The 16264-nt window shown below is 47.4% G+C and carries 14 protein-coding genes; 4 read left to right on the plus strand and 10 right to left on the minus strand.

Features of this window, described 5'->3' with window-relative positions; all coding sequences use genetic code 11:
• Positions 1-24 precede the first annotated feature (24 nt).
• Positions 25-738, minus strand: coding sequence for a metallophosphoesterase family protein (locus BLV66_RS04915; RefSeq protein WP_176974144.1), 714 nt, complete (start codon positions 736-738; stop codon positions 25-27).
• Positions 739-1072: 334 nt separating this feature from the next.
• On the opposite strand from BLV66_RS04915, the gene BLV66_RS04920 reads away from it, so the two are divergent.
• Both BLV66_RS04920 and BLV66_RS04925 read left to right on the plus strand, forming a co-directional pair.
• On the plus strand, positions 1073-2536 hold the full coding sequence (locus BLV66_RS04920; protein ID WP_086987543.1) for an NCS2 family permease: 1464 nt from the start codon (positions 1073-1075) through the stop codon (positions 2534-2536).
• 315 nt (positions 2537-2851) lie between these two features.
• The gene (locus BLV66_RS04925) at positions 2852-5524 is read left to right on the plus strand and encodes a cation-translocating P-type ATPase (RefSeq protein WP_245826750.1); all 2673 of its coding nucleotides are present in this window, start codon (positions 2852-2854) and stop codon (positions 5522-5524) included.
• Between the two features lie 363 nt (positions 5525-5887).
• On the opposite strand, the gene BLV66_RS04930 is transcribed toward BLV66_RS04925, so the two are convergent.
• From BLV66_RS04930 to BLV66_RS04950, 5 genes are all read right to left on the minus strand, one after another.
• On the minus strand, positions 5888-6721 hold the full coding sequence (locus BLV66_RS04930) for a nuclease-related domain-containing protein (protein ID WP_256327829.1): 834 nt from the start codon (positions 6719-6721) through the stop codon (positions 5888-5890).
• Between the two features lie 358 nt (positions 6722-7079).
• Positions 7080-8429, minus strand: coding sequence for a glutathione-disulfide reductase (gene gorA / locus BLV66_RS04935; RefSeq protein ID WP_086987540.1), 1350 nt, complete (start codon positions 8427-8429; stop codon positions 7080-7082).
• 30 nt (positions 8430-8459) lie between these two features.
• The gene (locus BLV66_RS04940; protein ID WP_086987539.1) at positions 8460-9038 is read right to left on the minus strand and encodes a dihydrolipoamide dehydrogenase; all 579 of its coding nucleotides are present in this window, start codon (positions 9036-9038) and stop codon (positions 8460-8462) included.
• 65 nt (positions 9039-9103) lie between these two features.
• A complete protein-coding gene (locus tag BLV66_RS04945; protein ID WP_086987538.1) occupies positions 9104-9667 on the minus strand; it encodes a chromate transporter in 564 nt (187 codons plus the stop codon).
• Complete coding sequence (locus BLV66_RS04950; protein ID WP_245826748.1) at positions 9664-10242, minus strand: chromate transporter; 579 nt, start codon at positions 10240-10242, stop codon at positions 9664-9666. The genes BLV66_RS04945 and BLV66_RS04950 overlap by 4 nt, the downstream gene beginning before the upstream one ends.
• A gap of 271 nt (positions 10243-10513) precedes the next feature.
• Between BLV66_RS04950 and BLV66_RS04955 the strand changes: the two genes are divergently transcribed.
• Together BLV66_RS04955 and BLV66_RS04960 are read left to right on the plus strand one after the other, a co-directional pair.
• Positions 10514-11110, plus strand: coding sequence for a DedA family protein (locus BLV66_RS04955; protein WP_218131798.1), 597 nt, complete (start codon positions 10514-10516; stop codon positions 11108-11110).
• 148 nt (positions 11111-11258) lie between these two features.
• Positions 11259-11588, plus strand: a complete 330-nt coding sequence (locus tag BLV66_RS04960; protein WP_086987536.1) for an iron-sulfur cluster biosynthesis family protein — start codon at positions 11259-11261, stop codon at positions 11586-11588.
• A gap of 82 nt (positions 11589-11670) precedes the next feature.
• Here BLV66_RS04960 and gcvPB read toward each other — a convergent pair whose 3' ends face one another.
• The 4 genes from gcvPB to gcvT all read right to left on the minus strand — a co-directional run bounded on the left by gcvPB (position 11671) and on the right by gcvT (position 16050).
• Positions 11671-13119: an aminomethyl-transferring glycine dehydrogenase subunit GcvPB gene (gcvPB, locus tag BLV66_RS04965; protein WP_086987535.1), complete on the minus strand. Its 1449-nt coding sequence runs from the start codon at positions 13117-13119 to the stop codon at positions 11671-11673.
• Positions 13112-14467: an aminomethyl-transferring glycine dehydrogenase subunit GcvPA gene (gcvPA, locus tag BLV66_RS04970; protein ID WP_086987534.1), complete on the minus strand. Its 1356-nt coding sequence runs from the start codon at positions 14465-14467 to the stop codon at positions 13112-13114. Before gcvPA ends, gcvPB begins: the two co-directional genes overlap by 8 nt.
• A gap of 1 nt (position 14468) precedes the next feature.
• Positions 14469-14864: a glycine cleavage system protein GcvH gene (gene gcvH / locus BLV66_RS04975; protein ID WP_086987533.1), complete on the minus strand. Its 396-nt coding sequence runs from the start codon at positions 14862-14864 to the stop codon at positions 14469-14471.
• Positions 14865-14934: 70 nt separating this feature from the next.
• On the minus strand, positions 14935-16050 hold the full coding sequence (gene gcvT / locus BLV66_RS04980) for a glycine cleavage system aminomethyltransferase GcvT (protein ID WP_086987691.1): 1116 nt from the start codon (positions 16048-16050) through the stop codon (positions 14935-14937).
• Between the last annotated feature and the right edge of the window lie 214 nt (positions 16051-16264).

The following is a 16264-nucleotide window of genomic DNA, read 5'->3' on the forward strand; positions in this document are numbered from 1 at the left end:
AAAACTGCCGTTTCGGCATCTTCATCATTTCTGTATAATATGGTCCTCTTTCAGACCGTTTTTGTCAAACACGACACCGTGCAGCGATCCGCCGTAGACGGCTCCGCCATCGATGCCGATCTTATCGTCCGAAATCCACAGATCCGAACGGTCGTTGTCGCCGTGCAGGTAAAAAGTCGGGGTATGACCGAATACGATTGTTTTACCGGTGCGATTCTTCTTTTTGTGGAAAGGTTCGCGTATCCATAGGAAATCCTCCTCGGTGCTGTCGTGCCAATCCTTTTTGCCCAGATCGACGCCGGCATGGACGAATACGTACTGATCCCATTCATAATACAGGGGGAGCTCCGCCAAAAAAGCCAGCAGATCTTTGTAGTAGTGTTTCATCATCAGCGCGATTTCGGTAGGCGAATACTCCTCGTTGATGTGCTCATGCAGAAAACTTTCCAGTGAGCCCAAACCGCCATTCAGGAAATAATTGCCTGCGAATTCCTCCGGGTTTGCGATAAAATTCAGCAGGATAGCTTCATGATTGCCCTTCAGATAGATGGCACCGTGCTTTTCCACCAACTCCTTCGCCAGCAGAAAACAAGCCTTCGAATTTTCGCCGCGGTCCCCCAGATCGCCGATAAAAATCAGCTGTTGCTTCTCTCGGTCCCACTTTTCCAATAATTTCTTCAGTAAGGTGATCTCCCCATGGACATCGCCCACCACAAACACTTCATCTTTCACGCTCATCACCTTCTTACTTTCAGACTGTTTCGCTCCTTCTCATTTTAGCATACCGACTGCTTTCTTGCTCAGACAGATTTCTTCAAAAAAAGAACATGTTTTCCTGAAATACTAACGTTAAGATGTAAGGATAGCTTTCTTGATGCGCTTTCATTATCGAATCGAGCAAATTCCGAACATTAAAGTGATAAATTGATTAAATCATTCACTTATTTATTGCAAGCTTTTGTGTGATTGGTTATAATAGTCGAGTGGTAAGCAAGGAAAGCATCTGAAATCATTTATTGTTACTGTTTCCTGTCGCTGCCGAAAAAAAATTCAGATGGGAGATCTTTTCAAAATGGAAAATTTCTTTAAACTCAAAGAACACGGAACAACAGTTTCCACAGAAGTTGTTGCGGGGATCACAACTTTCTTCGCAATGTCTTATATCATTTTCGTCAATCCGGCAATTCTTTCTTTATCTGGGATGCCTAGCCAAGCAGTCTTCTTGGCAACAATCATTTCCGCTGCAGTCAGCACTTTGGTGATGGGCCTTTTCGCAAACGTACCTTATGCTTTGGCACCGGGTATGGGCCTGAACGCCTTCTTCACTTTCACAGTAGTCTTCTCGCTTGGCTTCACTTGGCAACAAGCTTTGGCCATGGTATTCATCTGCGGGATGCTCAACGTTTTCATCACTGTCACTAAAGTCAGAAAAATGATCATCAAATCGATCCCTGAAAGTCTGCAGCATGCAATCAGCGGCGGGATCGGCATCTTCATCGCTTATATCGGAATCAAAAACGCCGGCTTTTTGCAATTCACTTCCGACGCCAGCTCCATCACAGCAATCAACGGCGCGCCTTATGACGCAACAGCCGAAACTTTCACTGGCGGTGTAGGCACAGTCATGACCGGCGGCGGCATCGTCCCTGCCTTGGTTGATTTCACGCAAATGCCGGCATTGTTGGCTTTGATTGGTTTGGTCATTACGGCTGTCCTGATGGTCAAAAATGTGCGTGGTGCCATCCTTATTGGTATCGTTGCGACTACTTTGTTGGGTATCCCGATGGGTGTTGTTGATATTTCAACAGCGAGCCTGCAAGCAAACTCACTTGCAACTGCTGTTTCAGAATTAGGTGTAACATTCGGTGCCGCTTTCGGTTCAGAAGGTCTTTTGTCCTTGTTCTCTGATGCTTCCCAGTTGCCTTTAGTATTGATGACTATCTTCGCATTCAGCCTTTCCGATACTTTCGATACGATTGGTACGTTCATCGGAACGGGCCGTCGCACGGGCATCTTCTCTGCAGAAGATGAAAAAGCACTTGAAGAAGGATCCGGATTCAGCTCGAAAATGGATAAAGCTTTGTTCGCCGATTCAGTCGGTACGGTTATCGGTTCGATTTTCGGTACTTCCAATACTACTACTTACGTAGAAAGTGCTGCCGGTATCGGTGCTGGCGGACGTACAGGTTTGACTGCGGTTGTGGTTGCCGGCATGTTCATCATCAGCGCATTCTTCGCACCTCTGATTGGTGTCGTTCCTGCTGCTGCAACAGCGCCTGCTTTGATCCTCGTCGGTATTTTGATGATGGGATCATTCACGGAAATCAACTGGCATGATCTGGAAGATGCGATCCCTGCTTTCTTCGCATCCATCTTCATGGGTCTTTCTTACAGCATTTCCTACGGTATCGCAGCCGGATTCTTCTTCTACTGCATCGTGAAAGTAGTAAGAGGAAAGTCGTACGAAATCCACCCGATCGTGTGGTTCTCTTCGGCATTATTCTTGGCTAACTTCATTATCCTGGCATTGCTATAATGAAAATGGACACATTTCCGATTGATCGGAAATGTGTCCATTTTTTTAAATGTTTTCGTTTTCGGTAATAAATTGTTGCGATTACATGATTTTGTCGATATAATAAATCCGAGTGTTAAACTGAATATCTCCATAGGGGAGTAACTAGCAGTACAAGGCTGTGGTAATGTCAACAATAAGTAGAGTAATCCTATCTGCTGGTGTTACCTTAAATAGTGAGACTTATGCATACAGTGTTGTCTGACGGACAATTTTATGCATAGGTCTCTTTTCATTTTAACACTACTACATTCAGGTCAAGAGAGGGGAAATACTGTGTCAAAAGAACAACTGAATAAAGCGTTCTTCGCGCAAACGGAAGAAGAAGTCTTAGCAGAACTTAATTCGACCAGAGGTGGACTTACGAAAGAGGAAGCCGCGAAGAGATTGGCTGAGTATGGCGAAAATATACTAGAAGCAGGTGAAAAACGCACCACTTTGCAAAAATTCTTGGACCAATTCAAGGATTTCATGATTCTCGTTCTATTGGCTGCAGCTATCATTTCTGGTACTATCGGTCATGAAATCGCTGACGCTATCATCATCTTAGCTGTTGTTATCATCAACGCATTCCTAGGTGTCTTCCAAGAACAAAAAGCTGAAGAGGCAATCGAAGCTTTGAAAAAAATGGCTTCACCTCTTGCTAACGTAAAACGTAGCGGAGAAATCATCCAAGTCAAGTCCGAATTACTTGTGCCTGGTGACATCATCGTTTTGGAAGCCGGAGATGTTGTTCCTGCAGATATCCGCCTTTACGATGTGAATTCACTCAAAGTTGAAGAAGCTGCCTTGACTGGTGAGTCTGTACCGGTCGAAAAAGACTTGCGCGACGTTGAAACTGATGCTGCTTTGGGTGACCGCAAGAACATGGCGTTCTCAAGCACCAACGTAACTTATGGCCGCGCGGAAGGTGTCGTCGTCCTTACAGGGATGAACACAGAAGTCGGACATATCGCGAATATGCTGCAAAACGCTGAAGAGAAGAAAACACCATTACAGATTAACCAAGATCAAATGGGTAAATCTTTGACTATTCTGATTTTGGTCGTCGCTGTACTGATGTTCATCATCGGATTCGTGTTCAATGACCGCCCTTGGTTGGATATGTTGATGGTTTCCATCTCCGTAGCCGTTGCCGCTATTCCTGAAGGTTTGCCTGCCATCACTACCATCATCCTGGCGTTGGGTACGCAAAAAATGGCAAGCAGAAACGCGCTTGTTCGTAAATTGCCTGCTGTTGAAACATTGGGTGGTACTGAAGTCATCTGTTCCGACAAAACCGGTACATTGACTCAAAATAAAATGACGATCGAAAAAGTCTACTACAATGGCCAAGTCCACGATGCCGATGAAAACATCGACTTGGAATTGCCTGTCATGAAGATCATGAACTTAGCGAATGACACAAAAATCGCTAACGACAAATCATTGATCGGTGACCCTACTGAAACAGCAATGGTTCAATATGGTTTAGAAAAAGGTTTCGACCTTTCCGCTAAATTGGTTGACATGCCGCGTGTTGCTGAAGTTCCTTTTGAATCAGACCGTAAATTGATGTCAACGATTCATCCTGAAGGCAACCAATTCATGATCGCTACAAAAGGTGCTCCAGATGAATTGTTGAAACGTTGTACACACATCATCAAAGCCGGCGTCATTTCACCAATCACGGATGCTGACAGAAATGCAATCCTGGACACAAACCACAGCTTGGCTATCCAAGCATTGCGCGTATTGGCTATGGCATTCAAAAACGTTGCTGCTGTACCTGCAAAAATGACGACTGAAGCAGTCGAAACTGACTTGGTCTTTGCCGGTCTGATCGGTATGATTGACCCTGAGCGTCCGGAAGCTAAACAAGCGATCGCTCAAGCCCAAAAAGCTGGTATCCGTACTGTCATGATCACGGGTGACCACAGAGACACTGCTTCTGCAATCGCAACGCGGTTAGGCATTTTAGATGAGAACTCTTCCGCTAAAGCAGTCATCACTGGTGCTGAATTGAATGATATCTCTGATGATGATTTCTTGCGCACGGTTCAAAACTACTCTGTATACGCTCGTGTTTCTCCTGAACATAAAGTACGTATCGTTAAAGCATGGCAAGATCAAGGTAAAGTTGTTGCCATGACTGGTGACGGCGTAAACGACGCACCATCATTGAAACAAGCTGACATCGGTATCGGTATGGGTATCACAGGTACGGAAGTATCCAAAGGCGCTTCCGATATGGTATTGGCTGATGACAACTTTGCAACAATCGTTCACGCGGTTGAAGAAGGACGTAAAGTTTTCGCAAACATCCAAAAAGCGGTTCAATACTTGCTTTCCGCTAACTTGGGTGAAGTATTGACATTGTTCATCGCTACTGTTTTGGGATGGCAGATCCTTGAACCAATCCACTTGCTGTGGATCAACTTGGTTACAGACGTATTCCCTGCTATCGCATTAGGTTTGGAAGAAGCTGAGAAAGATGTTATGGAACAAGCGCCGCGTGGCCGTTCTTCCAATTTCTTCTCAAACGGCGTATTCGCCAGCATGATCTACCAAGGTATCTATGAAGGTGCCATCACGTTGTTCGTATTCTGGTTGGCAACTGGCTACTATGGTTTTGAACTGCACATCGGTGAAGCAATGGCCTTCTTGACATTAGGATTCATCCAATTGTCACATGCCTTCAACTGTAAGTCAGTCTTCAAATCATTGTTCTCGGTCAACCCGTTCGGCAACAAAATGTTCAACTACGCAATCCTGCTTTCCTTAGCATTGATGCTGATGGTAGCATTCACACCTGGATTGAACACAATCTTCGGTATCTACGACATGACTGGCCAACAATGGATGATCGTTGTCGCAGCTGCTTTGTCCGTAATCCCATTCGTTGAGATTATGAAAGCAATCTTGCGCGGTATTGGATACGACAAAAAAGTGAACCAAATCAAAGAATAATATATGATATGAGGAAAACCCCGTCGCAACTTGGTTGCGGCGGGGTTTTCTTTGTGATTTTTATTACGTTTGGGGGCCGGTTTGGATTTTTAGGTCGGGTTTCGAGCGAGATTCCCCGCAAAAACGGTTTTAGCGGGGAATCTCATGTTGCCCGCGGGCGATTTAGCCCGCAAAGGTGGTTTTGGCGGGTTATCTCGTGATTGTCAGAGTTGATTTTCCCCGCCAAATTAAATTTTGCGGGTTATTTTTTTACTGATATCATTTTTTTCGAATCGATTCACCTTATAAATCAATCCCTATGAAGGGGAAATGTGGGGCTTCGCCCGTGAAAGAACTATACTTGATCAGATTCCCCGTAATATACTATACGTAATGACGTTTTTTACCGCTTCCTACCGCAGTAAATTCCGTTCTCAATATCCGAAAGATTCGGTCCCTTCGTCCAGCTCCACACCAATCCGCCAATCGGATCGATGTCACTGGTTCATTCGGGTACAATATGCGAAACTCCGAAATGCTGGTTTTGATTGCGTTTTTGACATTTACTTTCTTTCCGCAGTTCACACACGATTGTCGATGGCCACCGAATGATTCCAAAAGCGCACCGCATACGGTGCAAGGGATACCTTTTTTTAGCTGTTCATAACGGTATTCCGGCATTTTACTTGGATAATCTGGTTTGTGTAGTTTGACAAGTTCATTCGCCAGTTTCTTCTGTTTCTCAGTTGGTGGAGTCCCCACACGCAGACTCCCGAAATATCCGGAAATCTGGCTTGGCAGCAGCAACTGTTCATCGGCCGGAGCACCTAACAACGTAAATTCCGGATTGATGTATACGACAAATGCCTCCACCTTCATCTGACAGCCCAATTCAGACAGTAGCAATTCCAGCCGAACCCGTGTCTTTTGCAGTTGCAAAGCAGGATTCTCCATAGCCACTCCGTTGAGTTTGGTGAATTTATCTTTCCCCCAATAGTGCACCCCTTCATAATTTTTTATTTCGTACAATACTATTTTGTCGAAAAAAATCAGTAAGGTATCGATTTGAAAAGAAGATCGCCTGATTTCCAATTGCAGATCATTAAGAATCAAGCAAAACTCCTTCAGTTTTTCCGTGAATTCATCGAAACGCCTCTCCCCTTCGAATCCTTTTAATAAATTAAGATAATAATAGTAGTCATCGCTTGACAAATTCATTCGTGAAGACAATATTTGATAAATGTTCAAAAGCTTCGACTTCGTCCGTTCCTTGCACGCGATAGTAATCACCTCGATATTTATTGTCAAATGTAATATGCGCGTAAACACTGTGATTGCTCTTCACATTCATGAATTTTTGTCGGGACCCTGAGGTGTTTCGGATTATTTTGTTGGGCGGTACGTCATTTACCCCGCCAAAAGGGATTTGGCGGGGTAAATGACCTCGATATCGTCAGAGATAGCCCGCCAAAATGCGTTTGGCGGGCTATCTCTCTGTAAATCGTATTCGGTTTACCCGCCGAAATGGTTTTGGCGGGTTATCTCGCGCGTTCAGTCGCGAGATTCATCTCGCTCTCTATCTCATAGTCACAAATTCTTCTGCACCAGTCGGATGGATGGCTACGGTGTTATCGAAGTCGGCTTTCGTGGCGCCCATTTTGATGGCTACCGCGAAGCCTTGGATCATCTCATCGACGCCGTAACCGATGCCGTGGAGTCCGATGACTTGTTCATTTTCTCCTGCGCAGACCAGTTTCATTTTCACAAGTTGGCGATGGGCTGTAACGGCCGTGTACATCGATGCAAAGGTGGACTTGTATACTTTCACCTGATCAGCGCCAAACTTCTCTACAGCTTCTTTTTCGCTCAATCCGATACTGCCGATTGGCGGATGGCTGAAGATCACGGTCGGGATGTTGTCGTAGTCCAATTTTTCGTTCGGCTTGTTGTTGAACAACCGTTCCGAAAGTCTGCGTCCGGCTGCAATCGCTACAGGCGTCAGCATATTCTTGCCGGTTACGTCGCCGACTGCATAGATGCCGTCAACGGAGCTGTTCTCGTACTCGTCGACGATGATGAATTTTTTGTCGCTGACTTTAACATCCGTTGCTTCGATGTTCAGACCGTCGATGTTGGCGGTCCGGCCGATCGCCCAGATGATTTTATCGAAAACTTCTGCTGTGCCGTCCTCCAGATGTAGCGTCAGAGTGCCGTCCGCATTCTTTTCAACAGATTTTGAGACAGCGTGTGTGTGCAACGTCGGTCCATCATTTTCAATTTCCTGCATCAAGCCTTCGATGATGCTGTCATCGTATTTCCGCAGCGGTGTGTCATAGCGGACATAAAGATGCGTGTGTACGCCCAGATTGTGCAGCACACCGGCCAATTCGATGGCGATGTAGCCCGCACCGACGACAGCGACTTTTTCAGGCAATTCGGTCCACTCGAAGAACGTATCGGAAACATCCCCAAGTTTTGCACCAGGAATCCGCGGACGGATCGGTTTTGCGCCGGTCGCGATCAGGATATGTTTGGCACGGATCAGCTCCCCGTTCACTTCAACTGTGTGGTTGTCGACGAATTTGGCGAAGCCTTCGATCACATCGACATTACGGCGATCGAAGCCTGCTTGATAGGAGTTCCGGGAACGCTCGACGTAGGCATCCCGGTTCTTCAATAAGGTCGGGAAGTCGATTTTATGCGCGCCTGTATCGAACCCGTAATCCGGTCCGTATTTGTGGATCGCTTCGGATATTTGGGACGCATACCACATGATTTTTTTCGGTACACAACCAATGTTCACGCAGGTTCCTCCCAATAAATTCCCTTCAATAACAGCTGTTTTGGCACCATACTCTGCCGCACGGTTCATCGTCGCGATGCCCCCGCTGCCTCCTCCGATAGCGATAAAATCATATTCCCTCATCATGTTCCTCCCAATAATATCTATGTATTCTTATTTATTTTTTTGTCTTTCTTCCAACCAGACACAACCGATCGTCTGCGATGCCGGCACGATGGCCTGGTAACGGCCGTGGTTATCGTAAGCTTTATAATACAGCTTTCCTTCATCGTTGTAGCCATAAGCATAGACGACTACCCAATGGTTCTTGTACTTGCTGTTGAAAAACCGCGTCGTCCCCACTATGACAGGTACAGGATTCGGTCGATCCAACAAGGCCGGAACGATTTTTTCCGTGATGAGGCCCGATTTTACGGTCCAATCCGAAATATCCGCCAGCAAGGATTTCAGTCCGTGCTGTACATCCCAGAAGAAGGTCCCTGTATAGGGCAGAAATTCGTCAACGACCGTCAGCAAGCCTGCCAACAACGTATCTTTATCAAGGGCATGCTTGTATTTATGCAGAACGGCATCATGCACCAGCACAGCGCTGCAATAGGTTCCGCAGATTCCTGGGCTGCCGCTGTTGATCCAGCTACGGTACTTCGCGAAGCGTGATGGCTTCAGACCGTGCCACTTCTTCGGCACATTCTTTTTGGCCTGAAGCCCTTTATCTGTATGATTTGACGTCATGACAAATTCCTTTCTGAAGTGAAGCTAAATGAAGCGAATAGGCTATCTTTTCATTATACACCGTGTCAGCTGATAAAATGGAAGAGGATGCTCACGACTCCCGAGACCAGTATCAGCCAGATCGAATCAATTTTGGTGGTCCGGAGCGCATACAGGGCCGCAAGGAAGATGGCAACCGCTAAGAAATTGATTGTGATCCCGCCGATCGCTGTCCCGCCGGATTGGAATAAAGCAGCCACGAAGAGCGCCAAACCTGCTGCAGCAATCAAAGCCACTACAGCCGGACGGAGCCCGCCGAGTATCCCCTGCATTATTTTGATGTCACGGTATTTATAGTAAGCCCATGCCAAAATGAGCGAGAGGATGATCGAAGGCGTGACCGTACCAAGCGTCGCGATGATTGCTCCGCCAAAACCGCCCACTTTTGTCCCGACGAAAGTAGCCGAATTGATGGCGATCGGACCCGGGGTGATTTGTGAAATCGTGATGATGTCCGTGTATTCCTGCATCGTCAGCCAGCCTTGGTTCACGACGATTTCATCCTGGATCAGCGGCAAGGATGCATATCCCCCGCCGATCGTGAATAACCCTATCTTGAAAAAGGACCAAAACAATTCTAAATAGATCATTTGCCTACCCCCATCTTCGCCCTATAGCTCAGATTGATGAAACCGATCAGTCCGGCCAAGAAAATGATCAGGACGACATGGACATCAAAAAAGTAAGAAGCGATGAATGCTGCAATCAACAGCACTGTGTTGATGATGTCCCGTTGTTTGACGACACCGCTGACCATACCGATGACAACATTAACGATGACTGCCGCCACACCGGCCTGCATCCCGATCATCAATGCATCCACGATCGGATTTTCCCGGAAATTCATGTAAAAATAGGAAATGAGCGTGATGATGATAAGCGGCGGCGTAACCGTCCCGAAGACAGTCACTAATGCCCCCAACAATCCCGCCATGCGGTAGCCGACCAAAATGGATGTGTTGACGGCGATCGCACCAGGGGCGGACTGCCCCAAGGCGACCAGATCCAGCATCTCATCCGCCTCGATCCACTTGAGTTCCTCCACGAACTTTTTTTGCATCAACGGCACGATCACATACCCGCCGCCAAAAGTAAACGCGCTCAACACAAACGTTGATTTGAACAGCATCCAAAATAATCTGCCTGACTTTTCTTTATTAACCAAAGACTCTCCCCACCTCTTCAATGTTTTCAACCCATATACATTTGATTCTACCAAAATTGCCAATCGATGTAAAAAGAACGATTCGAAGGATGCGCACTGCAATAATTCATGGGCATGATTCTGACTTCAATTTCTGATAGGTTTTTCTTAAGAATGTTCAAAATAAATTGAAAATGCCGGTGCTTCGTGTATAGTTAGGTTAGAACATTAGAATAATATAGAACTATTTTTAGAGGAGTGAATCACTATCGAAGCTTGGATTCAAAGTATTATGGAGCAATTTGGCTATTTCGGTGTAGCATTTTTGATAATGATCGAAAATCTTTTCCCCCCAATCCCTTCTGAAGTCATCCTGACTTTCGGCGGCTTTATGACAACCACAACGGAGCTCAACATTCCCTTGATGATCGTTGCGGCAACAATCGGTGCAGTAGTCGGTGCTGCGATTCTTTATGGTGTCGGTACCCTTTTGGATGTCGAACGATTGGATAAGATTGTCGACAAGTACGGCAACATCCTGCGCATCTCGCATGAGGATATCCACAAAGCGGATTCGTGGTTCGATCGCTACGGCTTTTGGACTGTCTTCTTTTGCCGCTTCGTGCCGTTGATCAGGAGCTTGATTTCTTTACCAGCCGGAATGGCGAACATGAACTTTGGCCTTTTCCTTCTGTTCACGACTGTCGGTACCGTCATCTGGAACACCATACTGATTTACTTGGGGGCGGCGGTCGGCTCGCAATGGGAAATGATCGTCCACTATATGGATATCTATTCCAACATCGCTTATGTGATAATCGCTATGATTGGGATTGCTGTTATCATTTGGTATATCCGCAAACGAAAACAAACCGTTAAAGCAGATTAATCAGTTTGGCCATCCTCCACTCGGAAGATGGCTTTTCTTGTTTTTCGGGTGATATATCGTATACTATATGTAAGAAAGCTCAACCGAAAAGCCAGTTTCCCCGAACAGTCACTTGCGGTTAATTATATAGAAAGAAAGGGACCACATCATGAAATTCACTTTTACCGACTCCGCCATCGCGGAAATCCAAAAACGTTACGACCTAAAGGACATCAGCCTTTTCTATGCGGTTGGAGAGGATTGCGGCTGCCCGAGCACCGGCATATTCATGCTGAAGGTCAATGATGCCGGAATGGCGGAATACGATGCCGTGATCGAAACAAACATCGGACCTGTCCCTGCTCAAAAATGGGCGCTGGTTTTTCTCGACAGCGACAATGTTGTTGACTTCAACGCCAGCAAGCATGCTTTTCAACTGAAAAGCGAACGCGGCTTCCTTAATATGAACTTGCTGTTGGAACAGACCGTCGCACAGTAAGTCATAAACACACATAGAACAGCCCTCGTCTATCCATTGCAGACAATGGATAGACGAGGGCTGTTCTTTTTATCAAACGCAATCAGTATTTCACCTTGATCACTCTTGCAGCGCGCACTTCATCCAGCCGTCTGACCGATGTATGATGCGGGGCTTGTGTGACAGTTTCCGGTGATTCGGCGGCTTCGCGTGCAATCGCAATCAGTGCGTTCGCGAAGTCATCGAGTGTTTCCTTGCTTTCGGTTTCTGTCGGTTCGATCATCAAAGCTTCCTCTACGATCAGTGGAAAATAGACGGTCGGAGCATAGTATCCATAGTCCAACAAGCGTTTAGCCATATCCAAAGTCCGCACACCGAACTTCTTCTGGCGGTTGCCGGAAAGCACGAATTCGTGCTTGCAAATGACCGGATACGGCGTATCGAAATCATTTTCGAGAAGCTTGCGCAGGTAATTCGCATGCAGCACGGCACTTTCGGAAACTTTGCGCAAGCCGACCGGACCCATTGTGCGGATGTAGGTATAGGCTCTTACAAGGACTCCAAAATTGCCATAGTAGCCTTTGACCGGTCCGATTGACGCGGGATGATTGCTGTTCAGCACATAGCCCGCTTCCGTCATTTCCACTCTCGGGATCGGCAGGAACTCTTTAAGGAACGCTTTTACACCTACCGGACCGGCTCCCGGCCCTCCACCACCATGCGGCGTGCTGAAGGTCTTGTGCAAGTTCAGATGGACGATATCGAAGCCCATCGTGCCGGGTGTCGTTTTGCTAAGGATGGCGTTCAGGTTCGCACCGTCGTAATACAGCAACCCACCGGCTCCATGAATGATTTCGGCGATCTGAACGATGTCGCGTTCAAAAAGCCCCAACGTATTCGGATTCGTCAGCATCAATGCGGCGGTCTGGTCATCAACTGCATTGCGCAAGGCCTCAAGGTCGACCAAACCTTCAGCAGTCGACGGGATGCTCACGACATCGAAGCCCGCGATATGCGCACTGGATGGATTGGTCCCATGGGCACTGTCCGGCACGAAAACTTTCGTGCGTTGCAGGTCGCCATTCTTTTCGTGGTAAGCACGCACCATCATGAGGCCGGTCCATTCGCCGTGCGCTCCGGCTGCCGGTTGCAGGGAAACACCGTCCATGCCGGTGATGACCGCCAGATTTTCCTGCAGTTCATGCATCAATTGCAGAGCGCCTTGCACGGTCTCCAACGGTTGATAAGGGTGGATATTGGCGAACCCGTCCAGACGGGCGGTCACCTCATTGATTTTCGGATTGTATTTCATCGTGCAGGATCCCAGCGGATAAAAGCCGTTTTCCACGCCGAAGTTGTCCTGGGAAAGGTTGGTGTAATGGCGCATGAGCTGCAGTTCGCTTATTTCTGGCAGTTCAGCCGGCTGTTTGCGGACGAGATGCTCCGGCAGTTTGGCTTTGAAGTCCGTTTTGGGGACATCGCTCTTCGGCAGGCTGTACCCAATGCGACCCGGACGGCTTAATTCAAAAATCACATTTTTCGTTTTACGCATGGTTTATACCCTCCAATACCGCAATGAACCGGTCGATTTCTTCCTTCGTGCGTTTTTCGGTGGCACAAACCAACAACTGATTCGGTTTTTTATAGGTTTCCGCCAAGCTATAACCGCCGATGATGCCCGCATACAGCAAAGCCTGATTCGCTTCTTCGGCCGGGAATGGCAGATCGATGACAAACTCATTGAAGAAAGGCGACTGGTTCAGGATAGCGAAACCTTTTTCCTGCAATGCCTGTGCAAAATAAGCCGCTTTGTCTACATTCAGCTGCGCCATTTCCTGGACGCCCTGCTTCCCAAGGGCCGCCATGCAGACGGCGGAAGCCAACGCATTCAAGGCTTGGTTAGAACTCATGTAGGAGGTCGCTTTTTCGCGGCGGATATGCTGCTCCCTGCTTTGGAGGGTCAATACAAAAGCGCGCTCTCCATCGGCATCCACGGTTTCCCCGACGATTCTGCCGGGAACTTTGCGGATATGCTTTTGATTCACGGAGAAGTATCCACAGTGTGGTCCGCCGAAGGACATCGGCAAACCGAATGGCTGCGTATCGCCGACGACGATGTCCGCACCCAAGTTACCGGGCGCTTCAAGGATCCCCAGGGCCAACGGATTGGCCATCACGATCAACAGCGCCCCTTTGTCTTCGGCGATCTTTTTGACGATGGCCAAATCCTCAATCGATCCGAAGAAATTCGGGTACTGGACCACGATCGCAGCGGTATCCGGAGTCGTCAGGCATCGCGTCACATTGAAGTTGGTGGCATCTTTTTCCATCAAAACCTCGATGACTTCCAGGCCGCGACCTTTTGCGGCAGCGTGGATGACGTTACGGGCGTTCGGATGGACCGCCTGCGAAAGGACGATTTCATTTCGCTTCGTGACTGCTGCTGCCAAACCGACAGCTTCGCTCAAGGAAGCGAACCCATCATATAAGGAAGAGTTTGTCGCTTCCATCCCTGTCAATTCACTGATCATCGATTGGAATTCAAAAATGGCTTGCAGCTCCCCTTGACTGGCTTCCGCCTGATAAGGCGTATAGGCTGTATAAAATTCGGAGCGCGAAATCACTGCATCGACTACGCTCGGAATGTAATGATCGTAGGTGCCGGCGCCCATGAAAATCGGCATCTGCCCAGCACTGACGTTTTTTTCGGCCAAAGTCTTCATTTGCTTCAATAGTTCCGATTCGGAAACGGCAAACGGTATCGCCAGTTCTTCCTTCAGACGGATTTCTTCAGGGATATCCGTGAACAGGTCCTCAATGCTATCTACACCGATGACAGCCAGCATTCCCTTTTCATCTTCGGATGTATCCGGTAAATAACGGAATTGCTCCTCAGTCATCTTACGCCTCCTCCTCGGCCACGAAGGCTTCGTATTCGTCGTAGCTCAACAATTCATCCAACTCGCTGGTATTACTCAAACGCATTTCGTACATCCAACCACCTGCAAAAGCTTCCGCATTGACAGTTTCAGGTGCATCAGCCAAAGTTTCATTTTGCTTGATCACTGTTCCGGACACCGGCGCATAAACTTCCGAGACGGATTTTACGGATTCGACCGTTACAGCTTCGTCCCCTTTGGCCAATTCCGCATCTAGTTCGGCCACGAAATCTACGAATACGATGTCGCCCAATTGTTCCGCCGCATGCTCCGTGATACCGACGCGAACCGTATCGTCCGTGATTTTTTCTACCCATTCATGCTCTTTTGTGTAATAAAAATTTTTGCGGTCTGCCATTTTGATCATCCTTCCGCGCGGTGCGCTGGTATATTGTTTTTTTTCATTAGTATGAGTGTATATTAGTTTTTTATTTAGCTCTTTTGTAGAATGGTTTGGGTATGATTGTCGCTTGGATGCGTTTGTTGCGTATTTCGATCTGGATCTTTGTGCCGATGGCGGCTGCTTCCGACTTCACCAAGGCCATCCCGATGCTTTTCTTCAGAGTCGGCGATTGCGTTCCGGAAGTTACGATCCCGATTTCTTCCCCTTCCAACGAAAAGACTTTGTAGCTTTCGCGGGGGATTCCTCTTTCGGTTGCTTCGAAACCGATGATCTTTTCGGTTGGTCCGTTTTCGCAGATTGCCGTCAAAGCCGCTTTGCCGATAAAATCGCTCGCTTTTTTCGTCTTGACCGCAAATCCCAGCCCGGCCGCCAATGGGGTAATCTCCTCGGACAATTCATGCCCATATAGCGGCATTCCTGATTCCAGACGAAGCGTATCTCGCGAACCGAGTCCGCAAGGCAACACCCCAAAGGCTTCACCAGCTGCCAAAAGTTTTCCCCACAATATCGCGGTCTGCTCACTCGCCAGATACAATTCAAAACCGTCTTCACCGGTATAACCCGTCCTTGAAATCAGGACATGCGGAATGCCCGCCACTTCCTGGTCCTCGATAAAATGGTAATTTCCGATGGCATCCAGATCGGCGTCGGTCAGTTCCTTCAGGATCTTGATGGCTGCCGGCCCCTGCAGGGCGAGCAAACCGATGCTGTCGGAGACATTTTTGAGGATCGCTTTCGACCCGTTCTTCTCTTGCATCCACGCATATACTTTATCCGTGTTGGACGCATTGCAGACCAAAAGATAACTTTCTTTGTCCAATTTGAAGAGGATGACATCATCTACTGCCCCGCCATCCGGATAACACATGATATTGTATTGGGCTTTGCCGATGGTCATCACGCTGACATCATTCGTCAGCAATCGATTCAGGTAGCTTTCCGCTTCCCCACCGGATATTGTGATCTCTCCCATATGCGAACAATCGAACAGTCCAGCGCGTTCACGGACGGCCTCATGTTCGGCAAGAATTCCAGAAAATTGGATCGGCATCTCCCATCCCCCAAAATCAATCAGCTTCACACCATTCTCTTTATAATATTCAAATAATGGCGTGCGTTTGCCTTTCGTTGGTTCACTCACGTACAAATCCCCCTTTTCTTCCCTGATTTTCGCATTTTTTACAACTATTTTTCGGCTTTCCGTCACATTAACGTGTAACCGCTTCACATCCCTTTGTTATCTATTTTAGCATAGAAAACAGGCAAAGCACTCTCATAAAAGATTGTTCGCATTAAACACAAAATCACCCTAATAATAGCATAGACTATTTTATATTACGAAATATATACTTACA

Source organism: Trichococcus collinsii, assembly GCF_900107505.1.
In the GTDB taxonomy this organism is placed as follows: Bacteria; Bacillota; Bacilli; order Lactobacillales; family Aerococcaceae; genus Trichococcus; species Trichococcus collinsii.